Here is a 26,633-nt window from a genome sequence, read left to right as displayed (position 1 = left end):
ACCTTTCCCATCACGCTACTTATCCGGGCAATCACCGACAGTAGCCTCGATGGGATGTTCCGGCATTGGACGCACTCCCTCCGCGGCCGCATCACGCTGATCGCGACCCTCATCGCCGCGATCGTCCTGGTGCCGCTGGCGTCCGTCGGCGTCGCGATGGCCAAGTCGTGGATCACGACGACCACCGCCGCCGACACCTGGGCGTCCGCCGAACGCGTCGCGGTCGACGTGCGGGCGGGAGCCCTGCCCGCGGGCGCGTCCATCCCGCTGCCCGACCCGTCCGTCGACCTGATCCAGGTCGTCGAACCGGGCGGGAAGATCGTGAGCGCCAGCGACGCCGCCCGCAACCTGCCGGTGATCGGGAACGTGTGGCCCACACCGGGCAACCCCGTCACGACGTCCGTGAACTGCCTGCCCACCGTGTGCGTGCACTTCACCGCCTGGCGGGTGTCGCCCGCCCCCGACTCGCCGGTCGTCTACACCGGCACCCGGCCGCCGCGGATGCTGCGCTCGTACGTCCTGGAGTCGCTCGCCTTCGCCCAGGTGGCGCTGGTGGTGGCGCTGACCGGCTGGGCGACGTGGCTGATCATGGGCAAGGCGCTGCGGCCCGTCTCGAAGATGCAGGCCGAGCTGGACGAGATCACCGCCAGCGACCTGAGCCGCCGGGTCACCCCGCCGGCGGGCGACGAACTGGCCGGGCTCGCCGGCTCCATCAACGGCACGCTGGCCCGGCTGGAACGCTCGGCCGACCAGCAGCGCCAGTTCGCCTCCGACGCCTCCCACGAGCTGCGCACCCCGATCGCCGGGCTGCGCGCCCAGTTGGAGAGCGCGCAGCTCTACCCCGACGACACCGACCTCGGCTCGCTGGTGAAGAGCGCGCTGCGGGACACCGACCGGCTGGAAGCGATCATCACCGACCTGCTGCTGCTGGCCAGGATCGGCTCCCAGGTGGACGTGGCCAGGGAGCGGGTGGACCTCGCCCAACTCGTACGCGAGGAGCTGTCGGTGCGCAAGGACCGCATCCCGGTGCGGCTGGCGATCGAGGACCACGCCGAGGTGGACGGCGTGCGGCTGCAACTGGCCCGGGTGCTGACCAACCTGCTGGACAACGCCCAGCGGCACGCCGACCAGTACGTGCGCGTCTCGGTCGGCAGGCAGGACGACATGGCCGTGCTCGCCGTGGAGAACGACGGCGTCGAGATCGCCGACGGCGACCGCGAGCGCATCTTCGAACGGTTCACCCGCCTGGACGCGGCGCGCAGCCGCGACGCGGGCGGCACGGGGCTGGGCCTGGCCATCGCGCGGGACGTGGCACTGGCGCACCGGGGCGAGATCCGCGCCGAGGAGTGCCGCGACGGCGCCCGGTTCGTGCTCCGGTTGCCCGCCGTCTAGGCGTTATATGGGGAATCGTTAGCGATATGGGGATTCGGTAGCGTTCAGCCCGCCGCGTCCGGGATCATGTCAGGCATGACGGAGCAAGCGCCGCAGGGTGTGGACCCGCACATCCCCAACGCTGCGCGCATGTACGACTACTTCCTCGGCGGCAAGAACAACTTCCAGGCCGACCGGGAGCTGGCCGAACTGGTCCTCAGCGTGATGCCCGACGCCCGCGAGGGCACGCGGCAGAACCGCGAGCTGATCGGCCGGATCGTGCGCCACCTGTGCGACCAGGGCGTCACCCAGTTCCTCGACCTCGGCTCCGGCCTGCCGGCGCAGGAGAACGTGCACGAGGTGGCCCACCGTCACGCGCCCGAGGCCAGGGTGGTCTACGTCGACAGCGACTCCGTGGTGGCCGCGCACGGGCGGGCCCTGCTCGCGGCCCCCGGAGTGGCCATGGTGGAGGCCGACGCGCGCCGGCCGGAGGACGTCCTGAACCATCCGGAGGTGCGGGCGCTGCTCGACTTCGACCGCCCGGTGGCCCTGCTGATGATGTTCTTCCTGCACCTGGTGCCCGACGAGGACGAGCCGCAGGCGTTCGTGGCCCGCTACCGCGAGGCGCTTGCCCCCGGCAGCTACCTGGCCCTGTCGCACGTCGGCAGCGACGTGGACACCGAGCGCATCATGCGGGTGGCCGACTTCTACCGGCAGGCCAACGCCCCCTTCTGCCCCCGCACCGGGGCCGAGATCGCCGCGTTCTTCGGCGACTTCGAGTTCGTCCCGCCGGGCCTGGCCACGGGGCTCGACCCGGAGATCGGCTGGCCGTTCGTCGATCCGGACGAGGTGCCGTTCATGGACGAGCACCTGGCGAGGATGGGGTACGCGGGCATCGCCCGCAAACCCGGCGCCTAGCGTCCCCGGCACGACGGAGAGCCGGCCCGGTCACCGGGCCGACTCTCCGGGCCGACGGCGGGCTACACCGCCGGGGTCATCGTCCGCTCGGCCGCCGGGGCGGGCGGCTCCTGCCGCTCGGGCCGCGCGTCCTCCTCGTCGAGCAGGGTGGCCTCGTCGAACGGCGCCCGCCCGGCGAGCACCTCAAGCGCCCGTTCGCGGTCGAACTCGCCCGTCCAGGTGCCGACGAGGACGGTGGCGACGGCGTTGCCGGCGAAGTTCGTCAGCGCCCGCGCCTCGGACATGAACCGGTCGATGCCGACGATCAGGCCGACGCCGTCCACCAGCTCGGGCCGGTGCGACTGCAGGCCGCCCGCCAGCGTGGCCAGGCCCGCGCCGGTCACGCCCGCCGCGCCCTTCGACGCGATCATCATGAACACGAGGAGCGACACCTGCTCGCCGAACCCGAGCGGCGCGCCGGTGGCCGAGGCGACGAACAACGTGGCCATGGTCAGGTAGATCGCGGTGCCGTCGAGGTTGAAGGAGTAGCCGGTCGGCACGGTGATGCCGACGACCGGCCGGCTGACGCCCAGGTGCTCCATCTTGGCGATGAGCCGGGGCAGCGCCGACTCCGAGGAGGACGTCGACAGGATGAGCAGGAACTCCCGGCCCAGGTAGCGCAGCAGCGTCCACAGGTTGATCCGGGCGACGACCCACAGCAGCGCGCCGAGCACCACGCCGACGAAGAGCAGGCACGTCAGGTAGAAGGCGGCCATGATGACGGCCAGGCTCTTGAGCGCGTCAAGGCCGGTGGCGCCGACGACCGCCGCGATCGCGCCGAAAGCGCCGACCGGCGCCGCCCACATGATCATGGCGAGGATGCGGAACACCAGCCGCTGGAGGTGCGCGATGCCGTTCAGGATCGGGGTGGCCTTCGATCCCATCGCCTGCAGCGCGAAGCCGGCCAGCAGCGCGACCAGCAGCGTCTGCAGCACCTGACCCTCGGTGAAGGCCGACACCAGCGTGGTCGGGATGATGCCGAGCAGGAAGTCCACCGTGCTCGTCGACTCGCCCTTGGCCGCCTCCGACGCCGCCGCCTCCCTTGCCTCGTTCGTCAGGTGCAGCCCGGTGCCCGGGTCGATGAGGTTGCCCACCACCAGGCCGATGACCAGCGCTACAGTCGACATGGCGATGAAGTAACCGAGCGCGAGCCCGCCCACCCTGCCGACCTTGGCGGCCTGGGTGACCGAGCCGACGCCCAGCACGATCGTGCAGAAGATGATCGGGCTGATCATCATCTTGATGAGGGCAACGAACCCGGCGCCGACGGGCTTGAGCTCCTTGCCGACGTCCGGCCAGACGAAGCCGACCAGGATGCCGGCGAGCACCGCCACGATGACGGCCAGGTACAGATATCGGGTGCGATCACGCATGGCGGGCTCTCCGAACGTCGGCGATGGAAGTCCTCACCGCGTGACTATGCGGGGCGTGGTGACTCAGGTCACTATTGCGTAAGTTTCGTGCACGGAGAGATCAGATGCGTCGTTGGAGCCTGGCGGGCCAGATGCTGGCCCTGCAACTCGTCGTGGTCGCGGTGACCGTGACGGGCGGCGCCGCGCTCGTCACGGTGCTGGCGCAGCAGGTGGTGACCACGGAGGCCGCCACCAGGTCGAAGGCCGTGGCACTCAGCGTCGCGGCCTCCCCCGACGTGCTGGCCGCGCTCGGCGAGCCGTCGCCCACCCGGAGCCTGCAGCCGTACGCCGAGCGGGTGCGCGCGGAGACCGGCGTCGACTTCGTCACCATCATGAAGCCCGACGGCACCCGCTACACCCACCCCAACCCGGCCGAGATCGGGCGCCGGTTCCTCGGGCGCATCGAACAGGCGGCGCGCGGCCACGCGTTCACCGAGATCCACACCGGCACCTTGGGCCCGTCCGTGCGCGCCGTGGTGCCCGTCCGCGGCCCCGACGGGTCCGTCGACGCCCTGGTCAGCGCCGGGATCAAGGTCGAGAAGGTGAGCGAGGCGCTGCGCGGCGTGCTCGGCTGGATGGCCGGCGTGGTGGCGCTCGGGCTCGGCCTGGGCGCGGCCGGGACCTGGCTGGTGACGGCGCGGCTGCGCCGGCAGACGCACGGGCTCGGCCCGGTCGAGCTGGGCCGCATCCACGAGCACCACGACGCGGTGCTGCACGCCGTCCGCGAAGGGCTGCTGCTGGTCGGCAGGGACGGCACGCTGACGCTGTGCAACGACGCCGCGCGCACCCTGCTGGGGCTGCCGGCCGACGCCGAGGGCAGGCACGTGGCCGACCTGGGGCTGCCGGACGTGCTGGCCGGGCGCGAGGAGGAGAGCGTCCACCTGGTGGGCGACCGGGTGCTCGCGGTCAACAGCGCCGCCAGCCGGCTCGGCACCGTGGTGACCGTACGCGACCACACCGAGCTGCGGGCGCTGGCCGGGCAGCTCGACGCCGAGCGCGGCTTCGCGGAGTCGCTGCGCTCGGCGGCGCACGAGTCGGCCAACCGGCTGCACACCGTCGTCACGCTGGTGGAGCTGGGCCGCGCGGAGGAGGCGGTGGCGTTCGGCACGGCCGAACTGCGGGCGGCGCAGGAGCTGACCGACCGGGTGATGGGCTCGGTGCGCGAGCCGGTGCTGGCGGCGCTGCTGCTCGGCAAGAGCGCCGAGGCCGCCGAGCGCGGCGCCGAGCTCGTGATCAGCGAGGACAGCGAGCTGGACGACCCGGGCCTGGACACGCGCGACCTGGTGACGATCGTCGGCAACCTGATCGACAACGCCGTCGAGGCGGCCGGCCGGGTGGAGGTGCTGGTCCGCGGCGACGCCTCCGGCCTGGTCATCCGGGTGGCCGACGACGGGCCGGGCTTGACGGCGCCCGAGGCGTTCAGGAGAGGGTGGACGACCAAGGGCGACGGGCACGGGCTGGGGCTGGCGCTCGTCGGGCAGGCGGTGCGGCGGCTCGGAGGCACGATCGAGGTGGCGGGGTCGGTGTTCACGGTGCGGCTGCCGGCGCCGGAGCGGATCTCATGATCTCCGTGCTGGTGGTCGAGGACGAAGAGATCACCGCAGAGGCCCACCGCGTCTACGTCGAACGGGTGCCCGGCTTCCGGGTGGCCGGGGTGGCGCGCTCCGGCGGGGAGGCGCTGCGGTTCCTGCGGAGCACGCCGGTCGACCTGATCCTGCTCGACCTCTACCTGCCCGACATGCACGGGCTGGAGGTGTGCCGCGCCGCGCGGGCCGGCGGGCTGCTGTGCGACGTGATCGCCGTCACCTCGGCGCGTGACCTGGCCATGGTGCGCTCGGCGGTGACGCTGGGCGTCACGCAGTACCTGCTCAAGCCGTTCGCGTTCGCGGCCCTGCAGGAGAAGCTGACCCGTTACGCCCGCTTCCGCGGCGAGGCCGGCGAGATCGTCGGGCAGGGCGACGTGGACCGGTTCCTCGGCACGCTGCGCGGCACGACGGAGCTGCCCAAGGGCATGACGCAGGACACGCTCGACACGGTCGTCGCCGAGCTGCGCGCCCGGCCCGAGGGCGTCTCGGCCCAGGCGGTGGGCGCGTCCGCCGGGGTGTCGAGGGTGACGGCCCGTCGCTACCTGGAGTACCTGGTGGAGCTGGGTGCGGCGGTCCGGTTCCCGCAGTACGGCGGGGTGGGGCGGCCAGAGTTGCTCTACCGGATGCCCACGGAAAGTTCAGGGCGCTGACGCTGGTCGTTCAATCCCGGCCTCTAGCTTCTGGGTGCAACCCGCGAAGCACTGAGGAGTCACGTTGCGCGTCCTGGCCGTAGTTCCCGCCCGCGGAGGTTCGGCGGGCGTCCCCCTGAAGAACCTCGCGAAGGTGGGCGGCGTCCCGCTGGTGGCCCGCGCGGTGCGCGCCTGCCTGCGCGCCGACCTCGTCGACACGGTGGTCGTCAGCACCGACCACGCCGGAATCGCCGAGGTGGCCCGGGAGGCCGGCGCGCTCGTCGTGGACCGCCCGGCGGAGCTGAGCGGCGCGACCGCCTCCAGCGAGTCGGCGGTGCTGCACGCGCTCGACGCGCTCGACGCCGACCCGGAGGTCGTGGTGCTGGTGCAGTGCACGAGCGCGTTCATCGACCCGGCCGACCTGTCGGCGGCCGTGCACAAGGTGCTCGACGGCGAGGCCGACTCGGTGGTGTCGGGGCTGCCGACGCACGAGTTCCTGTGGACCGCCGCGGGCGCCGGGGTCAACCACGACCCGGCGTTCCGGCCGCGCCGGCAGGACCGCGAGCCGCAGTTCCGCGAGAACGGCGCCTTCTACGCCATGCGCGCCTCGGGCCTGCGCGAGCACGGCCACCGCTTCTTCGGCGCCGTCGCCGTGCAGCCGGTGCCGCCGCGGCACGCGATCGAGATCGACGAGCCGGAGGACCTGGAGCTGGTCCGGGCGCTCGCGCCGTTCGTGGACACGCCCGAACCGATCGACGTGGACGCGGTCATCACCGACTTCGACGGGGTGCACACCGACGACCGCGCCTACGTCGACTCCGAGGGCCGCGAGATGGTGCTGGTCAGCCGCTCCGACGGGATGGGCGTGGCGCTGCTGCGCAGGGCCGGGGTCAAGGTGCTGGTCATGTCCACCGAGCAGAACCCGGTCGTCGCCGCGCGGGCCCGCAAGCTGGGCGTGCCGGTGCTGCAGGGGCTGGCCGACAAGCGGACCGTGCTGCGCGACTGGCTGCGCATCGAGGGGCTCGACCCGGCACGGGTCGCGTACGTGGGCAACGACGTGAACGACCTGGGCCCGATGGCCGAGGTCGGCTGGCCGGTGGCGGTGCCGGACGCGCACCCGCGGGTGCGGGCCGCGGCCCGTGCGGTGCTGACCCGGCCCGGCGGCGACGGCGCGGTGCGCGAGCTGTGCGACCGGGTGGTGGCCGCCCGCCCGGCGCCCGCTCCGCAGCCCCAGGTCAAGGCGACGCCGCGCCTCGGGCCGGTCGCCGTCGGTGACGTGCTGGTGGGCGACGGCGAGCCGGTGTACGTGATCGGCGAGATCGGCATCAACCACAACGGCGACCTGGACATCGCGCGCCGGCTGATCGACGTGGCGGCCGACGCCGGCTGCCAGGCGGTGAAGTTCCAGAAGCGCACCCCGGCCATCTGCGTGCCCGAGGAGCAGAAGGGGCAGCTCCGGCAGACGCCGTGGGGCGAGATGACGTACCTGGAGTACAAGGAGCGCACCGAGTTCGGCCGCGACGAGTACCGGCAGATCGCCAAGTACTGCGACGAGCGGGGCCTGCACTGGTTCGCCTCCCCGTGGGACGTCCCGTCGGTGGAGTTCCTGGAGGAGATGGACGTCGTGACGCACAAGGTGGCCTCGGCCAGCGTCGCCGACCACGAGCTGCTGCGCGCGCTGGCCGCCACCGGCAAGCCGGTCATCCTGTCCACCGGCATGTCCACGCTGTCGGAGATCGACCGGGCCGTGGAGATCCTCGGCACCGACAAGCTGATCATGATGCACGCGACGTCCACATACCCGCTGCCGCCCGAGGAGGCGAACCTGCGCACGATCACCACGCTCAAGGAACGCTACGGCGTGCCCGTCGGCTACTCCGGCCACGAGCGCGGGCTGCAGATCTCCCTGGCGGCGGTGACGCTCGGGGCGGTCTGCGTGGAGCGGCACATCACGCTCGACCGGACCATGTGGGGTTCCGACCACGCCGCCTCCCTGGAGCCGGCCGGGCTGGAACACCTCGTCCGCGACATCCGGATCATCGAGCAGGCCCTGGGCGACGGCGTCAAGCGCGTCTTCCCCGGCGAGGAGGCCCCCAAGGCACGCCTGCGCCGCGTGACCGTCTGATCCGGGTCCCGCGCGTTGATCACTCTTTCGGTCGTCGTGCCCGTCCGGGACTGCGAGCGCTACATCGGCGACGCGCTGTCCTCGCTGTGCGGCAACAGCCGGGCCGACTTCGAGTTCATCGTGGTGGACGACGGGTCGGCGGACGCGACCGGCGACATCGCCGACGACTTCCGCGGCGACCTGCCCGGCCTGGCCGTGATCCGCAACCCCGTGCCGCTGGGGCTGGCGGACGCGCGCAACACCGGGCTGGAAGCGGCCGCCGGCCGGTACGTGACGTTCATGGACGGCGACGACTGGCTGGCCCCCGGCTACCTGGAGCGCCTGGTGGCGGCCATGGACGGGCTCGGCTGCGACTTCGTGCGTACCGACCACGTGCAGGCGGAGGGCCGCAAGCGGGTGGTGCACCGCGCCCCGCTGGGGCGGCGCGACGTGGTGCTCGACCCCCGGCAGGCGATCCTGCCCGCCGGGGTGCGGACCATGGTCGACTACCCGTACGCCTGGGCGGGCGTCTACCGCCGCTCGCTGCACGACCTGCTGCGCTTCCCCGGCTCGCTGCACACCGCCGAGGACCGGCCGTGGATCTGGCGGCTGCACCAGGAGGCGGCCACGTTCGCCGTGGTGTCGCTGGCCGGGGTCTTCTACCGGCGGCAGGTGGCCGGGTCGCTGACGCAGGTGGGCGACGAGCGGCAACTGCACTTCTTCGACGCGTTCGAGCTGGTGTTCAAGGACGTCGAGGAGGAGTTCCGGCCCAAGGCGGTGCGCAACTTCTGCTCGCTGCTCGCCCACCACCTGCGGCTCGCCGACCGGTTCACGCCGCGGCTGCGGGCCCGCTTCGAGGAGCGCGGCGCCTCCATGGTGCGCGGCCTGCCGCCGGAGCTCGTCGTCGAGGCGCTGGCGGGCATGTCCGCCGAACGTGAGACCGCGCTGCGGGCGCTCCTGCCTGATCTGCCCCCCAGCCCACACGTGCGGTACCGGTCCCGGCCGGGCCGCGACCGGGAGGACCCGTGACCGGACCCGACCCCGCCGCCACGCCGGGACGACACGAGAACACCGCCGCGCCACACGCGAACACCGCGACACCACACGCGAACACCGCCGCTGGGCGCGCGAGCGCCGCCGCTGGGCGCGGCGGGACCACGGTCTGCTACGCCTCGACGCTGTTCGGCGCGATGTCGCTGGCCGCCGCGATCGACGACGGCCGCTTCGGCGCCGGCGGCCGGCGCGTCCTCATCGTCTCGACGAACTCCGCGGTCCCCGAGGTGACCGTGCCGCTCGACCGGACACCCGGGTTCGCGGCGCTGCGCTCCCGTTTCGACGAGATCCACTCGTGGAACGAGCTGATCGCGCCGCTGCACCCGGCCGACTGGCGGGCGCGGGTGATCGAGGTGCCGATGCTGGAGCGGCTGGTCCACGGCCACCTCGGGCTCGGCCGGGTGGACGAGCTGGTGCTGGAGTCCATCGCGGTGCCGCCCGCGCGGACGATCGCCGGGCTGGTGCGCGACTGCCCGATCACCGTCTACTCCGACGGGCTGATGAGCTACGGCCCGACCCGGGACCCGCTGCCCGCCGAGATCTTCCGCCGGATCACCCGCCTGCTCCACCTGGACCTGGTGCCCGGCCTGACGCCGCTGCTGCTCGGCGAGTACGGGGTGCCCGCCGAGGCGCTGCCGGAGGCGGCGTTCCTGAAGGTCGTCCGGGAGGTGGCCGCCACCTCGCCGGACCTGCCGGACGGGGAGGCGATGATCCTGGGACAGTACCTGTCGTCGCTCGGCATCGTCACGCCCGAGGAGGAGGCGGAGCTGCACGAGACGATGCTGCGCGCGCTGGCCGCCCGCGGGCACGCGACGGTCGTCTTCAAGCCGCACCCCGCCGCCGGGCGCGGCCACACCCGCCTGCTGCGCGCCGCTGCCGAACGGCTCGGTGTGCGACTGGAGGTGGTCGGCGAGAGCGTGCCGGCCGAGGTGTGCTTCGACGCGTCGCGACCGCGCCTGGTGGCCGGGTGCTTCTCGACCGGGCTGGTGACCGCCCGGCGGTACTTCGGGCTGCCGGTGGCCTCGTACGGGACGGAGCTGGTGCTGGAGCGGCTCACGCCGTACGAGAACAGCAACCGGGTGCCCGTGACGATCGTGGACGCGCTGCTGCCCCGGCTGTCGGCGGACGGCGAGCTGCGCGACCCGCCCGCGGCCGACCTGGCGGCGCTGGTGCGGGGGGTGGGCTACTGCATGCAGGCCGACGCGTACCCGGAGCTGCGGCCGGAGGGGGTGGCCTCCTTCGACCCGCGCTATTTCAAGCGCAAGCGCCTGGAGACACTGGGCCTGGCCCCCCGCCCCACCGCCCTCACCCGCCTGCGCCGCAAGCTCCGCGCCGCCCTGTAACCGGCACCGCTCCCGACGGCACCGCTCGTGAGGGTGCAGCTCGTGACGGCACCGCTCGTGACGGCACCGCTCGTGACGGTGCCCGGTGGCACGGCCGGGGGCGGGTCAGGTGAGCGCGCGCAGGTAGCGGCGCATGCGGCGTTTGGCGAGGTAGCCGGCGCGGAGCAGGTCCGGCGGCACCTCGACGCGGAGGCGGGCGCGGCGCCGGGCGGCGGCGTGGTCGGGTCCGTCCAGCAGGGAGCGGGGCCGCCCGGCGGGGTCCGCCACGAGGGCGGCGAGCCGGTCCGTCCAGTCGTCGCCGCCGGCCGGGTGGAAGTAGTTGGCCGCGCACCAGCCGGCGTCGGCGGTGCGGAACGCGCCGCCCGCCAGGTCGTCGAGCGTGCCGAGCAGGCCGGACCCCTCGAACACCAGGTTGATCATCTCGGCGCTCACGCCGAAGTCGGCGAGCACCAGTGACGGCACGCCCTGCGCGATCGCCTCCAGCGCGGCCGTCGAGCTGACGGTGACGAACCCGGCGGCCCGCGCGAGCTGCTCGTGCATCGGCCCCGTCTCGAACGTGAGCTTGCCCGGCTCGCCCAGCTCGCGCCAGAGCCGCCGGTAGTGGTGGCGCTCGTTGTGGGTCTGCCGCTCGTCCTCCCAGGCGCGCAGCTTCACCACCACGTCGAGGTCCGGCCGGTCGCCGGCCAGCCGTGCCAGGGCGTGCAGGACGCGTTCGCGCTCCTCGCGCCGCCGCGGCACCTTGGCCTGGGTGGCGAACACCACTCGGTCGCCGCCGCCGTCGGGGCGGGCGGTCTGGCCGCCGCGCGGGCGCAGGAACGGCAGCCTCGCCAGGCCGATCGCCCCTCCCCCGCCGAGCCGTGCCGCGATCCCGGCGAACTCGGCGACCTCCCGCCGGCTGTGCACCACGAACAGGTCGCAGCCGCTGCGGAACAGCCACGCCTTCTCCGTCGCGGGCACCGAGATGCCGGGCAGGCCGGTGACGAACACCGGCCGCGGGCGCAGCCCGTCCAGCACGTCGGCGACCAGCACGTCCACGACGGGGCCGGTGCAGGACACGAGCACGACGTCGGGCCGCATCCGCTCCGCCGTGCGCCGCAGGGCGCGCGCCGACAGCACCTGCGGCGGCGGCTGGGTGGCCGGCGCGCCGCTCAGGGCGGCGGCGATCTGGCCCGGCGAGGGGGCGATCGGCGTGCGGATCACCGCGAGCCGTGTCGTGCAGCCCGGCGGCAGGTCGGCGAGCAGGCCGGCGGCCCATTTCAGGTACGAGTCGGAGTCGGCGACCGCCAGAACCCTCACCCGGTGACTCCCGTCAGATGCGAACGCAGGGCGGGCGCCGCCCTGCTGGTCCACCAGTCGTCCGGCACCTCGACCGGTTCCACCGCGACGCCGCGCGACCCGAGGAGCACGCGCAGCGAGGTGATGGCCGTCGACGGCAGGCTGAGCACCCGCTGCCCCGCGTCCAGGCCGCGCAGCGTCAGCTCGGCCGGGGCGCCGCCGTCGTGCACGGTGATGCCGGGCCGTTCCCGGATCAGAGCCACGTCCACGGGGTCCTCACGCCGGTGCGGGTAGTAGGCGAGCGGCTCCTCGCCGGCCAGGTCCGTCAGCCAGCGCAGGTAGCGGTCGCGGTGCACGAGGCCGTTGCGGACCAGCGCGGTGCCGAGCACGACGGTCCGCTCGGCCGGCCCGGGACCGGGCGGCTGGGCTCGCAGCCAGGCGAAGTCGTGGCGGACGAGGTCGGCTCCGGCGCGGCGGACGGCCGTCTCCAGCTCCGCCGGGACCGGCAGCGCGGTGAAGACCGTCACGCTGCTCGCGCGCAGGCGGAGGGCGGCGGCCAGCCCGAGCGCCGCGCGGGCGGGGCCGGGCCGGGCGCGCGCCCGCAGCAGGGGCCGGTACGGGCCGGCGGCGAGCAGTTCCAGCAGCCGGAGGGTGGCCAGCCCGTCGTCGACGACGACCAGGCGGCGCGGGCCGGCGGTCAGCCAGCGGAGCTGTACCCGGCCGGAGAACGCGTCGCCGGCGGCGTCCACCCGGCGCGGCAGGCGCTCGGCCGGCTCGGCCAGCTCCAGCCCTCGCGGGAGGGTCATGCGGCGCAGCTCCCGGCGCGTCGCCTTGAGCGCGCGCTGCCCGGCGCGCGGCACGACGACCGTCGAGGGTCCGAGGAGCCCGGCGTGGTGGGCCTCGACGGCGCAGAGCAGTTGAAGGGGTGACTCGACCCAGGCCGACGCCCGCTCGCGCACGCTGCTCCCTTCGCCGGTCGTCCCGGCTGGAGCCGGTGCGCCACAAGCTAACCCGGCCGCCTTACGTCGCCGGGAACGACGCGTGAACAGTAGTCTCCGCGCCCACCCGGCACACCGGCGAGGCAAATGGTGTTATAGGTGTCTTTTGGGCGTTGAGGGTCGATAGGATCCCTTGCCGTGAAAGATCTCGCATGGGGCATCGCGGCGACCGGTGGCATAGCGCGGACCGTGGGAGCGGTCATCGCCGCGGAGCCCGGGATGCGAGTGGCGGCCGTCGGCTCCCGCGATCTGACCCGGGCGAGGGCGCTGGCCGACGCCCTGAAGGCCGAGTCCGCCTACGGCTCCTACGCGGAGCTGTGCGCCGACCCCGCGGTGGACGCCGTCTACGTGGCCACCCCGCACGCCCAGCACCTGGAGGTGGCCGAGGCGGCCATCGCCCACGGCAAGGCGGTGCTGTGCGAGAAGCCGCTGGCCGCTTCGGTGGCCGACACCGAACGGATGGTGCGCCTGGCCCGCGAGGCCGGGATCTTCCTGATGGAAGCGATGTGGATGCGCTTCAACCCGCTGATCCGGCGGGTGGCGACCGACCCGCGCTTCGGCGAGATCCGCTCGGTGCACGCCTCGTTCGGCTTCTCCTCGCCGTACGACCCGGCGCATCGGCTCTGGGCGCCGGAGCTGGGCGGCGGGGCGCTGCTCGACCTGGGCATCTACCCGTTCGGGCTGGCGCAGCTGCTGCTCGGCCGACCCGCGCGGCTGTCCATGACCGGCTCGCTGGCGCCGTCCGGGGTGGACGCGGAGGCGGCCGGGCTGCTGGTCTACCCCGGCGGACGGCGTGCCCTGGTCGAGGTGTCGCTGCGCGGCTCCCTCCCCAACAGCGCGTACGTGGTCGGCACCGGGATGCGCGCCGACATCCAGGCGCCGTTCTGGGCGCCGAAGCGGATGGTGCTGACCGGGCCGTCGATGGAACCCGAGGTGCACGAGCTGGACCCGGCCGACAACGGCTACGCCGGCGAGGTCCGCGAGGTGCGGGACGCCCTGGCCGAGGGGCGGACGGAGAGCCCCGTGATGCCGCTCGACGAAAGCGTCGCCATGGCGCGGCTGCTGGCCGAGGCCCGCGCGCAGATCTCCTGACCCGCCGACCGCCGGACGGCAGTCCGGACTCGCGCGCTGGGGCGGATGGCGTCCGAGGACGCGTCGCCCGCCGCGTCTTGGTGAGCCCAATGTCGGAGCTTTGCCCTATTGTGCACTGCTTGCCCGATGCATTACCTTATGGGGCATTCACGGCATACGTCCGGTTTCGGCCGGTGCATAGCCGGACCATCGCAAAGATCGACGCATCACAGGACCCCCCTGTGACCGCTGAATCCGCCACGCGCGGAACCGGGGACCCACGTCCTTTGGGGTGAATCGGCACGTCAGTGCCGTAGGGCAGCTTCCACGCCCGAACCCGTCAGCTAACCCGGTAAGCGGCATGGAAGCAAGGAGTATCCCCGCTCGATGGCCATCAACCGTCTTCACCATGCCCGGAAGGCCGCCCTCCTGAGCGCCGGAGCCGGCGCCGCCCTCTCCCTCACGGCCTCCCTCGGCCTGGCCTCCCCCGCCGCCGCCGACGTCCCCGAGCAGGCCCCGCAGGCCGCCAAGGCCGCCTCAGCCCCGCAGACCCAGCAGGCCAACAAGATCAATGTGACCGCCTCCCAGCTCCTGCAACTGGCCAAGGCCCAGGTCGGCACCTCGGAGAACGCCTACGGCGGCGGCACCAAGTTCCAGCAGTGGTACGCAAACTCCCGGCGCGCGCTGGAGACCATCCGCCGCGACGGCGGCAGCCGCAAGGGCTACCTCAACGCGCCGTGGTGCGCGATGTTCGTCTCCTGGGTGGGTGAGCAGCTCGGCGCCCGCCCGCAGGTCGGCTGGGACGCCTGGACCGTGGCGCACGCCAAGTGGTTCGTCGCCAACAAGCGCTGGGGCAACGCGGCCAAGCCCGGCGCCGTGGTCTTCTTCTCCTGGAGCGGCGGCAAGACCCTGAGCTCGATCAGGCACGTCGGATTCGTGGTCAAGGACAACGGCAACGGCACCATCTCCACGATCGAGGGCAACACGGGCAACGGCCGCGTGGAGGAGCGCGTCCGGCCCAAGTCGCAGGTCGTGGGCTACGGCTACCCCGAGTACGCCGGCTGACCTGCCGCGGCCGTACCGGACACACCGCCTGCCGCGGCCGTACCGGAACACACCGCACGGCGAGTGCGCGCCCCGACCCCAGGGGCGCGCACTCGCCGTTTTCCGGGTCCCATCACCGGCACACCTGCCCGGCTTGGGCACGAACGGTGCGGATGAGATGGGAGCGCTCCCAGATACCGCTTAGCGGCTTTTGGCACCCTAAACCCGTTTCTCCGCCGGGAAAGCACCGTCGAGGTAACGGTTCCGTTTCGGGACGTTGACGCCCGCACCGCACGCGGGCACTCTTTGTGGGAGCGCTCCCAAGGATGTCCCCCACGCCGCGGCAGGCCGCGGTGCACCTCCCACCTCCACACCCAAGAGGGGTACGGAATGACGAACCACAAGCGCTTTGTTGTGACCGGCGTCGCGCTCACCGCGCTGGCGGCCGTCGCCGCCTGCAGCGGCGGCGGAGGCGACACGCAGACGGCCACGCAGAGCGGCTCCGCGGCCGAGCCGGTCACCATCAACGTGCACACCTTCGGCGGCGGCGAGAACTTCGGCTACGACGAGGCCGTCAAGAAGTGGAACGCCGAGCACCCGAACATTCAGATCAAGTACCAGAACCTGACCGACCGGTTCGAGGACGTGTACCTGCCGCAGCTCCTCCAGCGTCTCCAAGCGGGGGCAGGCGCCGGGGACGTCGTCGGCATCGACGAGGGCGCGATGGGCCTCATGGCGGCCCGCCCGCAGTTCTTCACCGACCTGAGCCAGTACGGCCTCGACAGCCGCAAGGCCGACTTCCCCGCCGCCAAGTGGGAGGCCGGCCTCAACGCCCAGGGCAAGCTGTTCGCCCTGGGCACCGACATGGGCGGCATGACGATGTGCTACCGCAAGGACCTGTTCGAGAAGGCGGGCCTGCCCACCGACCGTGAAGAGGTCAGCAAGCTCTGGCCCGACTGGAACGCCTTCTTCGAGACCGGCAAGAAGTTCGAGGCCGCCAAGACCGGCGCCAAGTTCATGGACGGGCCCAACACGATCTACAACGTCATCCTGTTCCAGGAGGCCCCGAAGAACGGGAACCTGGCGTACTTCGACAGGAGCAACCAGCTCATCGTCGAGAAGAACCCGGCCGTCAAGGCCTCCTTCGACTGGGTGCAGAAGTTCAGCCAGGCCGGTCTGACCGCCAAGCTGCAGGCGTGGAGCCCGGCGTGGGACAAGGCCATCAAGGGCGGCGGCTTCGCCACCATGGGATGCCCGTCGTGGATGCTCGGCGTCATCGAGGGCAAGGCCGGCGAGTCCAACAAGGGCAACTGGGACGTCGCGGCCGTGCCGGGCGGCTCGGGCAACTGGGGCGGCTCCTGGCTCGCGGTGCCCAAGCAGAGCAAGCACCCCAAGGAGGCCGCCGAGGTCCTGAACTACCTCACCGGCAAGGACGGCCACGTGGCCGCCTTCAAGGAGGCCGGCGCGTTCCCCAGCTCGATCCCCGCGCAGCAGGACACCGAGGTGTCGGGCCTGAAGAACGCCTACTTCAACGACGCGCCGACCGGCCAGATCTTCGCCGCCTCGGTCGCGAACCTGCAGCCCGTGTTCTTCGGCGAGAAGCACGCGCAGGTGAAGACCGCGGTCGAGAAGGTGCTGGAGGGCATGGACCAGGGCGCGGTCAAGTACGACGAGGCCTGGTCGAAGTTCGTCGAGGCGGGGGTGAAGGCGGCGGGCTGATCCCCGCACCCCGGACGCGGTGGCGCCCGTCCCCCCTCCTCGGGCGCCACCCCTCCCCACCTCGCTGGAAAGGTTTCCATGACTCTCCAACTCGCGCCGCCGCGTCAGGGGTCGCGCAGGCAGGCCCCGCCGCCCAGGCGGATGAGTCGCTTCGACCTCAGGGGCGTGCCCTACCTGCTCGTCTCGCCCTACTACCTGCTGTTCGCGATCTTCGGCATCTTCCCCCTCGGATACACGCTCTGGCTGTCCCTGCACGACTGGGAACTGGCCGGCGACAAGACCTTCACCGGCCTGGACAACTACGCCGAGCTCGTCACCGACGCCGCCTTCTGGAACGCGGTGATCAACACGCTCGGCATGTTCGCCCTGGCCACCGTCCCGCAGCTGGTCCTCGCGCTGATGCTGGCCAACGCCCTGAACAAGCGGCTCAAGGGCAGGCTGCTGCTGCGCCTGGGCGTGCTGCTGCCGCTGGTGACCTCCGTCGTCGCCGTCGCGGTGATCTTCAGCCAGCTCTACAGCCGCGACTACGGGCTGTTCAACTGGATCCTCAGCTGGTTCGGCGTCGAGCCGATCGTCTGGCAGAACGAGAAATGGTCGTCCTGGCTGGCGATCTCCACGATGGTCGACTGGCGCTGGACGGGCTACAACGCGATCATCCTGCTGGCCGCGATGCAGACCATCCCCCGCGACCTGTACGAGGCGGCCGCGCTCGACGGCGCCTCGGCCCGCCGGCAGTTCTGGCAGATCACGGTGCCGATGCTGCGGCCGACCTTGGTGTTCGTCGTCTTCATCTCCACCATCGGCGGGATGACGCTGTTCGCCGAGCCGGTCATGTTCGAGGGCAACCCGATGATGACGGGCGGCACCACCGGCCAGTACCAGACCGTGGCGATGTTCATCGTCAAGGAGGGCTTCCGCGACTTCGAGATGGGCTACGCGGCGGCGGCGGCCTGGCTGCTGTTCGTGCTCATCCTGCTCGGAACAATGATCAACTACGGGTTCACCCGGCGCATCAGGGGGGCGCGATGAGGAACAAGCCCTGGGACGCGACGCTCCTGACCAAGGTGACGCTGGTGCTGGCCCTGCTGATGTCGGCGTTCCCGATCTACTACATGTTCATCATGGCGACCCGTACCAACGAGGACGCCGTCGAGACGCCCCCGCCGCTGCTGCCCGGCGGCCACCTCGGCGAGAACGTCGAGCGGCTGCTGGCCACCGAGGACGCCCACTTCCTGACCGGCCTGGCGAACTCCGCGATCGTGGCCACCACGGTGACGGTGTCGGTGGTGCTCATCTCGACGCTGGCCGGGTTCGCGTTCGCCAAGCTGCGCTTCCCCGGCTCCAAGCTGCTGCTCGGCCTGATCCTCGTCACCATGATGGTGCCGCTGCAGCAGATGGGCGTGGTGCCGCTGTACGAGCTGATGGTCACGCTCGGCTGGACCGGGCAGCTCCAGTCGGTGATCCTGCCGTTCCTGGTCAACGGCTTCGGCGTGTTCATGATGACGCAGTACACCTCCCAGGCGGTCCCCGACGAGCTGGTCGAGGCGGCCAGGGTGGACGGGGCCACCACCATGGGCATCTACCGGAGGATCATCATCCCCGCGCTGCGGCCGGGCATGGCGGTGCTCGCGCTGCTCGTGTTCATGCAGACGTGGAACGAGTTCATGTGGCCGCTCATCGTGCTGCACCCGGACAACCCGGTGGTGCAGACGTCCATCGCGGCACTCAACTCCGCCCACGGCACTGACTACGTGATGCTGTTCACCGGCACCGCCGCCTCGGTCCTCCCCCTCTTCGTGGTTTTCGTGCTGTTCGGCCGGCAGATCGTCGGCGGCCTGATGGAAGGTGCGGTCAAGGCGTGACGACTCAACAGGAGCAGACCAGCTCCCACCTCCGCTTCCCCGCGACGTTCGCGTGGGGCGCGGCCACCTCGGCGTACCAGATCGAGGGGGCGGTGAACGAGGACGGCCGGGGCGTGTCGATCTGGGACACCTTCGCCCGGACGCCCGGCCGGGTGCTCGGCGGCGACCACGCGGACGTGGCCATCGACCACTACCACCGGTTCAAGGACGACGTCGCCGTCATGGCCGAGCTGGGCCTGACCGCCTACCGCTTCTCCGTCTCCTGGCCGCGCATCCAGCCCGACGGCCGGGGGAAGGTCAACGTCAAGGGCCTCGACTTCTACAAGCGGCTCACCGACGAGCTGCGCGCGCGCGGCATCGACCCGTGGCTGACCCTCTACCACTGGGACCTGCCGCAGGCGCTGGAGGACGCGGGCGGCTGGCCCAACCGCGACACCGCCTACCGGTTCGCCGACTACGCGCGGTGCGTGCACGACGTCCTGAAGGACCACGTGCACACCTTCAGCACGGTCAACGAGCCGTGGTGCGCGGCCTTCCTCGGCTACGCCTCCGGCGAGCACGCGCCGGGCCGCCGCGAGCCGGCCAACGCCGTCCGGGCCGCACACCACCTCAACCTGGCGCACGGGCTGGCCGTCCAGGCCATGAACGCCCGCCGGGTCGGCGGCTGCGTCAACCTGTACGCGGTCACCCCGGACACCCCGAGCGAGCGCGACCTGGACGCGGCGCGGCGGATCGACGGCCTGCAGAACCGCTTCTTCCTCGACGCGCTGCTGCTCGGCCGCTATCCCGACGACGTGATCGAGGACCTCGGGACCGGGCTCGACTTCGTCGCCGACGGCGACATGGCCGCCATCAACGCGCCGATCGACGTGCTGCTGGTCAACTACTACAGCCGCTTCACCGTCTCGGGCGCGTCCGGCGGGAAGGCGTCCGCCGCGGCCGCGCCGACCGACACCGGCTCGCCGTGGGTCGGCAGCGAGCACGTGTCGTTCGTCAACGGCGGCCGGCCGGTGACCGCGATGGGCTGGGAGATCGACGAGGAGGGCCTGCTGGAGGTGCTGACGCGGGTGGCGCGCGACTACCCGCCGATCCCGCTGGTGATCTCCGAGAACGGCGCCGCGTTCGACGACGTGCTGGAGCGCGGCCGGGTGCACGACGCCGAGCGGCGCGCCTACATCGACGCCCATCTGGGCGCCTGCCGCGCCGCGATCGAGGCCGGCGTGCCGCTGGAGGGCTACTTCGCCTGGTCGCTGATGGACAACTTCGAGTGGGCGTGGGGTTACGGCAAGCGGTTCGGGCTGGTGCACGTCGACTTCGACACGCAGCAGCGGGTGCTCAAGGACAGCGCCCTCTGGTATGCCGAGATCATCCGGCAGAATAGGCGACATGAACCGACCGACTCTTGAGGCAGTCGCGGCTCGGGCCGGTGTCGGCCGGGGCACGGTGTCTCGGGTCATCAACGGCTCCCCCAACGTCAGCGACAAGGCGCGCGACGCGGTGCGGCAGGCCATCCAGGAGCTGGGCTACGTGCCCAACCGGGCGGCCAGGGCGCTGGTGACGCGGCGCACCGACACGGTGGCCCTGGTGGTCTCGGAGTCGGAGCTGCGGGTGTTCGACGAGCCCTACTTCGCGGGCACCATCCGCGGCATCGGCTCGGCGCTGTCGGAGACGGGCCTGCAGCTCATCCTCGCCATGGCGCAGTCGCGCGAGGAGCACGAGCGGCTGGAGCACTACCTGACGGGGCAGCACGTCGACGGCGTGCTGCTGCTGTCGCTGCACGGCGCCGACCCGCTGCCGGGCCGGCTGGAGGCGATGGGCGTGCCGACCGTGCTCGGCGGCAGGCCCGTCGGCCTGAACCCCTACAGCTACGTCGACATGGACAACCGGGCCGGCGCCCGGCAGGCGGTCAAGCACCTGCTGAGCCTCGGCCGGGGCGCGGTCGCCACCATCGCGGGCCCCCAGGACATGGGCGTGGGCGTCGACCGGCTGGCCGGCTACCACGACGCGCTGCTGCCCTCCGGCCTGCCGGAGATCGTGGCGTACGGCGACTTCTCCGAGGAGAGCGGCGCGTCGGCGATGCGCGAGCTGCTGGAGCGCCACCCGGAGCTCGACGCGGTGTTCGCCGCCTCCGACCTCATGGCGGTCGGCGCGATCCGGGTGCTGAAGGCGGCCGGCCGGGCCATCCCGGGCGACGTCGCCGTGGTCGGGTTCGAGGACTCCAAGGCCGCCACGCACACCGACCCGCCGCTGACGACCGTCCACCAGCCGACCGAGGCGATGGGCCGGCAGATGGCCCAGCTCCTGGTGGCCCGGATCAACGGTGAGGAGCTCCGCCAGCCGGTGGTCATCCTCGACACCCACCTGGTGCGCCGCCAGTCCGCCTGACCGGACCGGGCATGCGGGGCGAGGCTGATCGCGGCCGGGTTCGACGACCCGGCCGACGGGCCGCGCTTCCGGCGCCGTCTCGCCGCCGTCTCACCGCCGCGCCGACCCGTCGTGACATCGCCTTCTCACAACGTGGACATCGGGGTCGGCTCAGACGAGCCGGTGGAATACCCTCGTCTCGTGAGCGCACAGACCAATCTCGATTCCTGGCGAGCCCTCCCCGCGGCGCAGCAGCCAGACTGGCCCGACCGCGGCGAGCTCGACAAGGTCGTCGCCGAGCTCGGCGGCCTGCCCCCTCTCGTCTTCGCCGGCGAGTGCGACCAGCTCAAGGAGCAACTGGCCGCCGTGGCCCGCGGCGAGGCCTTCGTGCTGCAGGGCGGCGACTGCGCCGAGACGTTCGCCGGGGCGACCGCCGACAACGTGCGCAACAAGCTCAAGACGCTCCTGCAGATGGCGATCGTGCTCACCTACGCGGGCAAGGTGCCGGTCGTCAAGATCGGCCGGCTCGCGGGCCAGTTCGCCAAGCCGCGGTCCAAGGGCACCGAGACCCGCGACGGCGTGGAGCTGCCCGCCTACCGGGGCGACATGGTCAACGGCTTCGACTTCACCGCCGAGTCGCGCACGCCCGACCCGTGGCGGCTGCTGAAGGCCTACCACTCCTCGGCCGTGACGCTCAACCTCGCCAGGGCGTTCACCAAGGGCGGCTACGCCGACCTGCGCCAGGTGCACGCCTGGAACCAGGACTTCGTGGCCGAGTCGCCCGCCGGGCGCCGCTACGAGCAGCTCGCCCGGGAGATCGACCAGGCGCTGGCGTTCATGCGGGCCTGCGGCGCCGACCCTGAGGAGTTCCACACTGTCGAGTTCTACTCCTCGCACGAGGCGCTGATCCTCGACTACGACCGTGCGCTGACCCGCATCGACTCGCGGACGGGCCTGCCGTACGACGTCTCGGCGCACATGGTGTGGATCGGCGAGCGCACCCGCCAGCTCGACGGCGCCCACGTCGACTTCTTCGCCCGCATCCGCAACCCGATCGGCGTCAAGCTCGGCCCGACCACCACCCCCCAGCAGGCGCTGGAGCTGGTCGAGCGGCTCAACCCGGACAACGAGCCCGGCCGGCTGACGTTCATCACCCGGATGGGCGCTCCGCGCGTCCGCGAGCTGCTGCCCAGCCTGGTCAAGGAGGTGACCTCGGCGGGCGCCCAGGTGGTCTGGCTGTGCGACCCGATGCACGGCAACACCTTCGAGGCGCCGAGCGGCCACAAGACGCGGCGGCTCGACGACGTGCTGGACGAGGTGGCGGGCTTCTTCGAGGTGCACCGTTCGCTCGGCACGCACCCCGGCGGCATCCACATCGAGTTCACCGGCGACGACGTGACCGAGTGCGTGGGCGGCGGCCAGGAGATCGCCGAGGACGACCTGTCGCTGCGCTACGAGACGGCCTGCGACCCGCGGCTCAACCGCGGCCAGTCGCTCGACCTGGCCTTCCGGGTCGCGGAGCTCTACCGCTCGGCCTGACCGGCCGGCCGCTCACCGACACGGCCGCCCGTGCCCGGTCCGGGTGCGGGCGGCTCGCCGTTTCCGCGGGGCGCGCACCGGCCCGTCGGGTGAGCCCCGCCGGACGCGGCGGGGCGTGCCTGACCTCGGTCAGTTCTGCTGGGCGTTCTTCATCTCCTCGTTGAGCTCCGTCCGGATCGCGTCCATGTCGAGGGCGCGGACCTGGCGGATGAGGTCTTCGAGCGCCGGCTCGGGGATGGCGCCCGGCTGGGCGTAGACGACGATGCCGTCACGGATCGCCATCAGCGTCGGGATCGAGCTGATGTCGAAGCCCTGCGCGAGGGCCTGCTGCGCATCAATGTCGATCTTGCCGAACGTGATGTCCTGGTGCTTCTCGGACGCCTTCTCGAAGATGGGGCCGAACATCCGGCAGGGGCCGCACCACTCCGCCCAGAAGTCGAGCAGCACGATGCCCTTGTCGGCGATGTCGTTGAAGTTGGTCTCGGTTACCTCGATGGTCGCCACAAGAGGCTCCTCGTATCGTCTCGTGTCGTCGGTGAGTCTGGGTGAGTCTGCAGGTCTCCGGGCCGCGAACCGTGCCGGGGCGCGCCGCGCGGACGCATCCCTTGACAACCACGTACCCATCGCCAGCATTCCATGCCCCCGGCCCGGCCGCGTCGTGGCCGGACCGGGCCGGGGACACGCCTCAGCGGCGGGGCAGGGACAGGCCGACGACGAGCGGGTCGTGGTCGGAGGAGCGGTAGGCGTCCGGCCGGTAGAGGCCGGGCGGGTTGAACTCGGTGTTGTAGTCGAGGACGCGCGGTTCGTCGGCGTTGACATGCCAGATCGTGGCGCCGGTGACCCGCCTGAGCAGGTCCCTGCCCACCAGGGCGTGGTCCAGCTCGCCCGCGAGCCCGTCGAACACGTAGCTGTAGCGCTGCCGGGCCGGCACGAACCGCTTGGTGACGCTGGTCAGGCCGCCGGCCTGCAGGGTGTCGATCGGGTCCTCCTCGCCGTAGGCGTTGAGGTCGCCGAGGACCAGCGGGCCCGGCAGGTCCGCCACGAGTCCCAGGAGCGCCTGCGCCTGCCGGACCCGGGTGGCGTTCCAGCAGCCCTGCCCGTCGCCCTGGTCCGCGTCGGGGCCGCCGCCGGACGGGCAGGAGCCCTTCGACTTGAGGTGGTTGACGACCATGGTGAACGGCCGTCCGCCCTCGGCCCTGCGGAAGGTCTGGACGAGCGGCGGCCGGCTGAAGACCGGGTCCTGCGAGGCGCGCGGCTCCCCGACGGGGGTCAGCCGGGCCGGCTTGTAGATGAGACCCACCTGGATGGCGTCCGTGCCCGGGTGGGGGTGCTTCAGCGCGGCGTACGTGCCGGGTCCGACCTCGGCGTTGACGGCGTCGACCAGGGCCTCCAGCGCGGTCTGGCCGTTGTTCTCGACCTCCATGAGCGCGACGGCGTCCGCGTCGAGGCCTTTGAGCGCCGCGACCAGCTTGGCGAGCTGGCGCTGCTGCTCCTCGGCGGTGGTCGCGCCGCGCGAGCCGAGGGTGGTGAACCAGTTGAGGGTGTTGAACGAGGCCACCTTGACGTTGCCGCCGACGGGGAGCGGGCGCGGCGGGCGCGGGTTGGCGTTCAGGTACGTGACGGGCTTGGTGGGCTGCAGCCGGTAGGCGTCGAAGCCGTAGCCGAGCACGCCGGTCGCCCCCACGGCCACCGCGCCGGCGCGCACGACGGGCGGCAGTGTGCCGGGGTTCTGCCGGGTGGAGCCGTCGTCGATCAGCAGGGAGCGGCGCCGGTTCAGCTCGGGGTCGACGCCGGGCCGGTCCGTCGGCTGGAACAGCCGGCCGCCCGAGGAGACGGTGACCTCGCCGAACCGGCCGAGGTTGTAGTGGTCGCTGACGGTGAGCGGCTGCCGGAAGGTCAGCAGCATGTTCTCGACGTGTTCGAGCCCCGCGCTGGGCAGCCGGTACGGCAGGGCGGGCACGGCGCCGGCGCCGCAGACGTCCACCGCGCTCACCGGGGACAGCTCGGTCCATCCGTTGAACTCGAAGGCCCGGCCGGTGACCAGGACCCGGTCACCGGGCTGGACGTCCTTGACGGTGTCCCGGGCGAAGGCGAACAGGCCCTCGGAGGTGGCCGGGTCGGCGTCCGGTGCCGGGTCCTGCAGGAAGAAGCCGCTGAGCTGGTCGCTGCGCTGGAAGTCGCCGGTGACGACGCCCTCCACCCGTACGGTCTGGCCGGCCAGCGGCGTCGCGTCACCGCTGCCCTGCACCTCGGAGATGCGGTGGGTCGGCGGGGTGGCGCACGGGTCGGCCGGCGTGGCGGCGGCGGCGGGGGTGGCGGACAGGGCGGCGGCGACCAGCGCGGCGGCGGCAGTCCGGGCTAAAACACGCATGACCGGCACTTTAGAGGGATATGCGGTCACATATTTCTACATACATATAGCCAGAGCGTGAAATTATCGAACCTTGACAATGGCCATCACGGGGTATGACCAAGGCATGGACTGGGTCACCTGCACGCACTCCGCTGCCTGCACGGGAATCGCTCGCCGGCCGTACGGACTCTGCCTGTCCCACCTGCACCCCGACGACCTCACCGCGACGCTGGCCGGGATGGCCCCAGGCCGGCTTCTCGACCTGCGCGGCACCGCGATCGGCGGTGACCTGCTGACCCGCGTCGTCGAGGCGACCGGCCGCCGCCCCGGCCGCGCCCGGTTCGACCGGGTGCGGTTCACCGGCGACGTGCGGCTGGCCGATGTGACGTTCGCCGGTGACGTGTCGCTCGACGGCGCGCTGTTCGAGCGGCTGGCGTCGTTCTTCGGCAGCCGCTTCGAGGGGAACGTGTCCCTGGCCGGGGCGAGGTTCGCCCGTGAGCTGTCCTTCCACGGCGTCGAGGTGCGCGGGCACCTGGCGCTGGACCGGGCCGTGATGGCCCGCGACGCCCTGTTCAGCCAGGCCGGCTTCGGGCACGGCCTGTCGTGCGAGGGGGCCCGCTTCGACGGGTTCGCCACCTTCGACGGGGCGCGGCTGGGCGACGGGGCCACCTTCCGCGGCGCCCGGTTCGGCCGCACCCTGTCGTTCCGCAAGGTCCGCGGCGGCGCCCTGTTCGAGGCGGCGCACTTCGCCGCCGACGCCTACCTGTCGGCGACCGGCCGGCTGTCGGCCGCCCGCGCCCGCGCCGACGGCACGCTCGACGTGTCCGTCAGCGACGGCAGCGCCGACCTGCGGCGGGTGGAGGTGGCGGGAGCCACCACGCTCCGACTGGCCGACGCCCGGGCCGACCTGGAGGGCGCGGTGCTGCGCGGCCCGGCCACGGTGACGGGCCGCGGCAGGTCCGCGCTGACCTCGCTACGGCAGGTGGACGCGCCCAGTCTCACCCTGCACGGTCTCGACCTGTCGGCGTGCGGGTTCGCCGGGCTGGTGCATCCGGCGGGCGTGCGGCTCACGGAGTGCAGGTTCGGGATGAGCGCGCGGGGCGTGCGTGAGGGCGTGCGGGCTCCGGTCATGCGCTGGCTGAGCCGCCGGTCCGCCCCGGCCCCGCAGCAGCCGGGGCCGCAGGCCGCGGGCCCCCCGCCGTCCCCCAGCGGCGTGCGGAGTCCGTGACGCGTCGTGGTCGTCCCCGATGGCCGCCCACGCCGCCGGTCCGTACACTTGGCTCATGCTGATCGACGACTACGTGGCCGATCTCAGCAGGGCCCTGGCGGGCCCGGCCGGCCCGAAGCGTGATCTGGTCGTCGAGGCGCGCGACAGCCTGACCGACACCGCCGACGCGCTGGAGGCGCAGGGCCTCGGCCGGGAGGCGGCCGAGCGCGTGGCCGTCGAGGAGTTCGGCGACGTCGCCGAGATCGCGCCGGGCTACCAGGACGAGCTGACCGCGGCCGCCGGCCGGCGGCTCGGGGCGCTGCTGTTCCTCACCCTGCCGCTGAGCGTGCTCATCTGGTCGGCGATCTGGCACGTCTTCCCGGGCGACCACAGCTCGTGGAGTGCCCGGCCGGTCTGGTACACCGCCGCCACCGCGCTGCTCGACGCGGTCCAGGTGGTGGCCGGCCTGTACGGCGGGCTGGCGCTGTTCGCACTTGGCAGGGGCGCCCGGCGGTTCCGCCGGACCGTGCCGATCACCCGGTCGCTGGGGCTCACGGTGATGGTGACGCTGCCGCTGTGCGGCCTGCTCAGCCTGCTCGTGACGGCCGTGTCCGACCTGCCGTCCGGCTTCGACCGGCTGGCGCCGGTCATGCTGGCCGAACTGGTCACCTCGGCCTTCTGGGGCCTGCAGTTCTACTGCGCCGTGCGCTGCCTCACGCTCACCCGCCGCGCCCGCGCCTGACCGG

The 26,633-nt window shown here is 72.4% G+C and carries 22 protein-coding genes and 1 riboswitch; of the genes, 17 read left to right on the top strand and 5 right to left on the bottom strand.

All coding sequences use genetic code 11. The features are described from left to right. Nucleotides 1-54: 54 nt before the first annotated feature. Together ACGF0J_RS20165 and ACGF0J_RS20160 are read left to right on the top strand one after the other, a co-directional pair. Complete coding sequence (locus ACGF0J_RS20165; RefSeq protein WP_393147836.1) at nt 55-1,392, top strand: sensor histidine kinase; 1,338 nt, start codon at nt 55-57, stop codon at nt 1,390-1,392. A 75-nt stretch (nt 1,393-1,467) separates the two neighbouring features. Further along, nucleotides 1,468-2,289 carry an SAM-dependent methyltransferase gene (locus ACGF0J_RS20160; RefSeq protein WP_393147834.1) on the top strand — a complete coding sequence of 274 codons (822 nt, stop codon included), beginning with the start codon at nt 1,468-1,470 and terminating at the stop codon, nt 2,287-2,289. A gap of 62 nt (nt 2,290-2,351) precedes the next feature. Here ACGF0J_RS20160 and ACGF0J_RS20155 read toward each other — a convergent pair whose 3' ends face one another. Then, nucleotides 2,352-3,701: a cation:dicarboxylate symporter family transporter gene (locus ACGF0J_RS20155; protein ID WP_393147832.1), complete on the bottom strand. Its 1,350-nt coding sequence runs from the start codon at nt 3,699-3,701 to the stop codon at nt 2,352-2,354. 104 nt (nt 3,702-3,805) lie between these two features. Between ACGF0J_RS20155 and ACGF0J_RS20150 the strand changes: the two genes are divergently transcribed. The 5 genes from ACGF0J_RS20150 to ACGF0J_RS20130 all read left to right on the top strand — a co-directional run bounded on the left by ACGF0J_RS20150 (nt 3,806) and on the right by ACGF0J_RS20130 (nt 10,455). After that, the gene (locus tag ACGF0J_RS20150; RefSeq protein WP_393147830.1) at nt 3,806-5,305 is read left to right on the top strand and encodes an ATP-binding protein; all 1,500 of its coding nucleotides are present in this window, start codon (nt 3,806-3,808) and stop codon (nt 5,303-5,305) included. After that, complete coding sequence (locus ACGF0J_RS20145; protein WP_393147828.1) at nt 5,302-5,976, top strand: response regulator; 675 nt, start codon at nt 5,302-5,304, stop codon at nt 5,974-5,976. The genes ACGF0J_RS20150 and ACGF0J_RS20145 overlap by 4 nt, the downstream gene beginning before the upstream one ends. 64 nt (nt 5,977-6,040) lie before the next feature. Next, nucleotides 6,041-8,080 (top strand): N-acetylneuraminate synthase family protein, encoded by a 2,040-nt coding sequence (locus ACGF0J_RS20140; protein WP_393147826.1) that lies wholly within the window; start codon nt 6,041-6,043, stop codon nt 8,078-8,080. Between the two features lie 15 nt (nt 8,081-8,095). Next, nucleotides 8,096-9,088, top strand: coding sequence for a glycosyltransferase family 2 protein (locus ACGF0J_RS20135; protein WP_393147824.1), 993 nt, complete (start codon nt 8,096-8,098; stop codon nt 9,086-9,088). Further along, a complete protein-coding gene (locus ACGF0J_RS20130) occupies nt 9,085-10,455 on the top strand; it encodes a polysialyltransferase family glycosyltransferase (RefSeq protein WP_393147822.1) in 1,371 nt (456 codons plus the stop codon). The genes ACGF0J_RS20135 and ACGF0J_RS20130 overlap by 4 nt, the downstream gene beginning before the upstream one ends. 105 nt (nt 10,456-10,560) lie before the next feature. On the opposite strand, the gene ACGF0J_RS20125 is transcribed toward ACGF0J_RS20130, so the two are convergent. Next, the gene (locus ACGF0J_RS20125; protein ID WP_393147820.1) at nt 10,561-11,751 is read right to left on the bottom strand and encodes a DUF6716 putative glycosyltransferase; all 1,191 of its coding nucleotides are present in this window, start codon (nt 11,749-11,751) and stop codon (nt 10,561-10,563) included. Continuing rightward, nucleotides 11,748-12,689, bottom strand: a complete 942-nt coding sequence (locus tag ACGF0J_RS20120) for a hypothetical protein (RefSeq protein WP_393147818.1) — start codon at nt 12,687-12,689, stop codon at nt 11,748-11,750. The genes ACGF0J_RS20125 and ACGF0J_RS20120 overlap by 4 nt, the downstream gene beginning before the upstream one ends. A 177-nt stretch (nt 12,690-12,866) precedes the next feature. Here ACGF0J_RS20120 and ACGF0J_RS20115 point away from each other — a divergent pair, with 177 nt between their 5' ends. The 8 genes from ACGF0J_RS20115 (at nt 12,867) to ACGF0J_RS20080 (ending at nt 22,327) form a co-directional block, all read left to right on the top strand. Continuing rightward, nucleotides 12,867-13,820 (top strand): Gfo/Idh/MocA family protein, encoded by a 954-nt coding sequence (locus ACGF0J_RS20115; RefSeq protein WP_393147816.1) that lies wholly within the window; start codon nt 12,867-12,869, stop codon nt 13,818-13,820. A 216-nt stretch (nt 13,821-14,036) separates the two neighbouring features. Then, nucleotides 14,037-14,173, top strand: a riboswitch (cyclic di-AMP (ydaO/yuaA leader). A 13-nt stretch (nt 14,174-14,186) separates the two neighbouring features. Continuing rightward, nucleotides 14,187-14,864, top strand: a complete 678-nt coding sequence (locus ACGF0J_RS20110; protein WP_393147814.1) for a CHAP domain-containing protein — start codon at nt 14,187-14,189, stop codon at nt 14,862-14,864. A 369-nt stretch (nt 14,865-15,233) separates the two neighbouring features. Further along, nucleotides 15,234-16,562: an ABC transporter substrate-binding protein gene (locus tag ACGF0J_RS20105; protein ID WP_393147812.1), complete on the top strand. Its 1,329-nt coding sequence runs from the start codon at nt 15,234-15,236 to the stop codon at nt 16,560-16,562. A 78-nt stretch (nt 16,563-16,640) separates the two neighbouring features. Next, nucleotides 16,641-17,591, top strand: a complete 951-nt coding sequence (locus ACGF0J_RS20100) for a carbohydrate ABC transporter permease (RefSeq protein ID WP_393147810.1) — start codon at nt 16,641-16,643, stop codon at nt 17,589-17,591. Continuing rightward, nucleotides 17,588-18,424, top strand: a complete 837-nt coding sequence (locus ACGF0J_RS20095; RefSeq protein WP_393147808.1) for a carbohydrate ABC transporter permease — start codon at nt 17,588-17,590, stop codon at nt 18,422-18,424. The genes ACGF0J_RS20100 and ACGF0J_RS20095 overlap by 4 nt, the downstream gene beginning before the upstream one ends. Further along, on the top strand, nt 18,421-19,830 hold the full coding sequence (locus ACGF0J_RS20090; RefSeq protein ID WP_393147806.1) for a GH1 family beta-glucosidase: 1,410 nt from the start codon (nt 18,421-18,423) through the stop codon (nt 19,828-19,830). Before ACGF0J_RS20095 ends, ACGF0J_RS20090 begins: the two co-directional genes overlap by 4 nt. Next, the gene (locus tag ACGF0J_RS20085) at nt 19,811-20,809 is read left to right on the top strand and encodes a LacI family DNA-binding transcriptional regulator (protein ID WP_393147804.1); all 999 of its coding nucleotides are present in this window, start codon (nt 19,811-19,813) and stop codon (nt 20,807-20,809) included. Before ACGF0J_RS20090 ends, ACGF0J_RS20085 begins: the two co-directional genes overlap by 20 nt. A gap of 180 nt (nt 20,810-20,989) precedes the next feature. Beyond that, on the top strand, nt 20,990-22,327 hold the full coding sequence (locus ACGF0J_RS20080; protein WP_393147802.1) for a class II 3-deoxy-7-phosphoheptulonate synthase: 1,338 nt from the start codon (nt 20,990-20,992) through the stop codon (nt 22,325-22,327). Between the two features lie 129 nt (nt 22,328-22,456). Here the strand turns inward: ACGF0J_RS20080 and trxA are convergent, their stop codons facing one another. Then, nucleotides 22,457-22,831 (bottom strand): thioredoxin, encoded by a 375-nt coding sequence (gene trxA / locus ACGF0J_RS20075; RefSeq protein WP_393147800.1) that lies wholly within the window; start codon nt 22,829-22,831, stop codon nt 22,457-22,459. A gap of 181 nt (nt 22,832-23,012) precedes the next feature. Further along, a complete protein-coding gene (locus ACGF0J_RS20070) occupies nt 23,013-24,698 on the bottom strand; it encodes an ExeM/NucH family extracellular endonuclease (RefSeq protein WP_393147798.1) in 1,686 nt (561 codons plus the stop codon). Nucleotides 24,699-24,804: 106 nt separating this feature from the next. On the opposite strand from ACGF0J_RS20070, the gene ACGF0J_RS20065 reads away from it, so the two are divergent. Both ACGF0J_RS20065 and ACGF0J_RS20060 read left to right on the top strand, forming a co-directional pair. Next, entirely contained in the window at nt 24,805-25,908 is a 1,104-nt protein-coding gene (locus ACGF0J_RS20065) for a pentapeptide repeat-containing protein (RefSeq protein ID WP_393147796.1), read from the top strand. A gap of 55 nt (nt 25,909-25,963) precedes the next feature. Further along, complete coding sequence (locus ACGF0J_RS20060) at nt 25,964-26,629, top strand: permease prefix domain 1-containing protein (RefSeq protein ID WP_393147794.1); 666 nt, start codon at nt 25,964-25,966, stop codon at nt 26,627-26,629. Nucleotides 26,630-26,633: the final 4 nt, after the last annotated feature.

Source organism: Nonomuraea sp. NPDC047897, from assembly GCF_043204415.1.
Lineage (GTDB): Bacteria > Actinomycetota > Actinomycetes > Streptosporangiales > Streptosporangiaceae > Nonomuraea.
The sequence above is the reverse complement of the archived record's forward strand: the minus strand, read 5'-3'. Positions and strand labels throughout refer to the sequence as shown.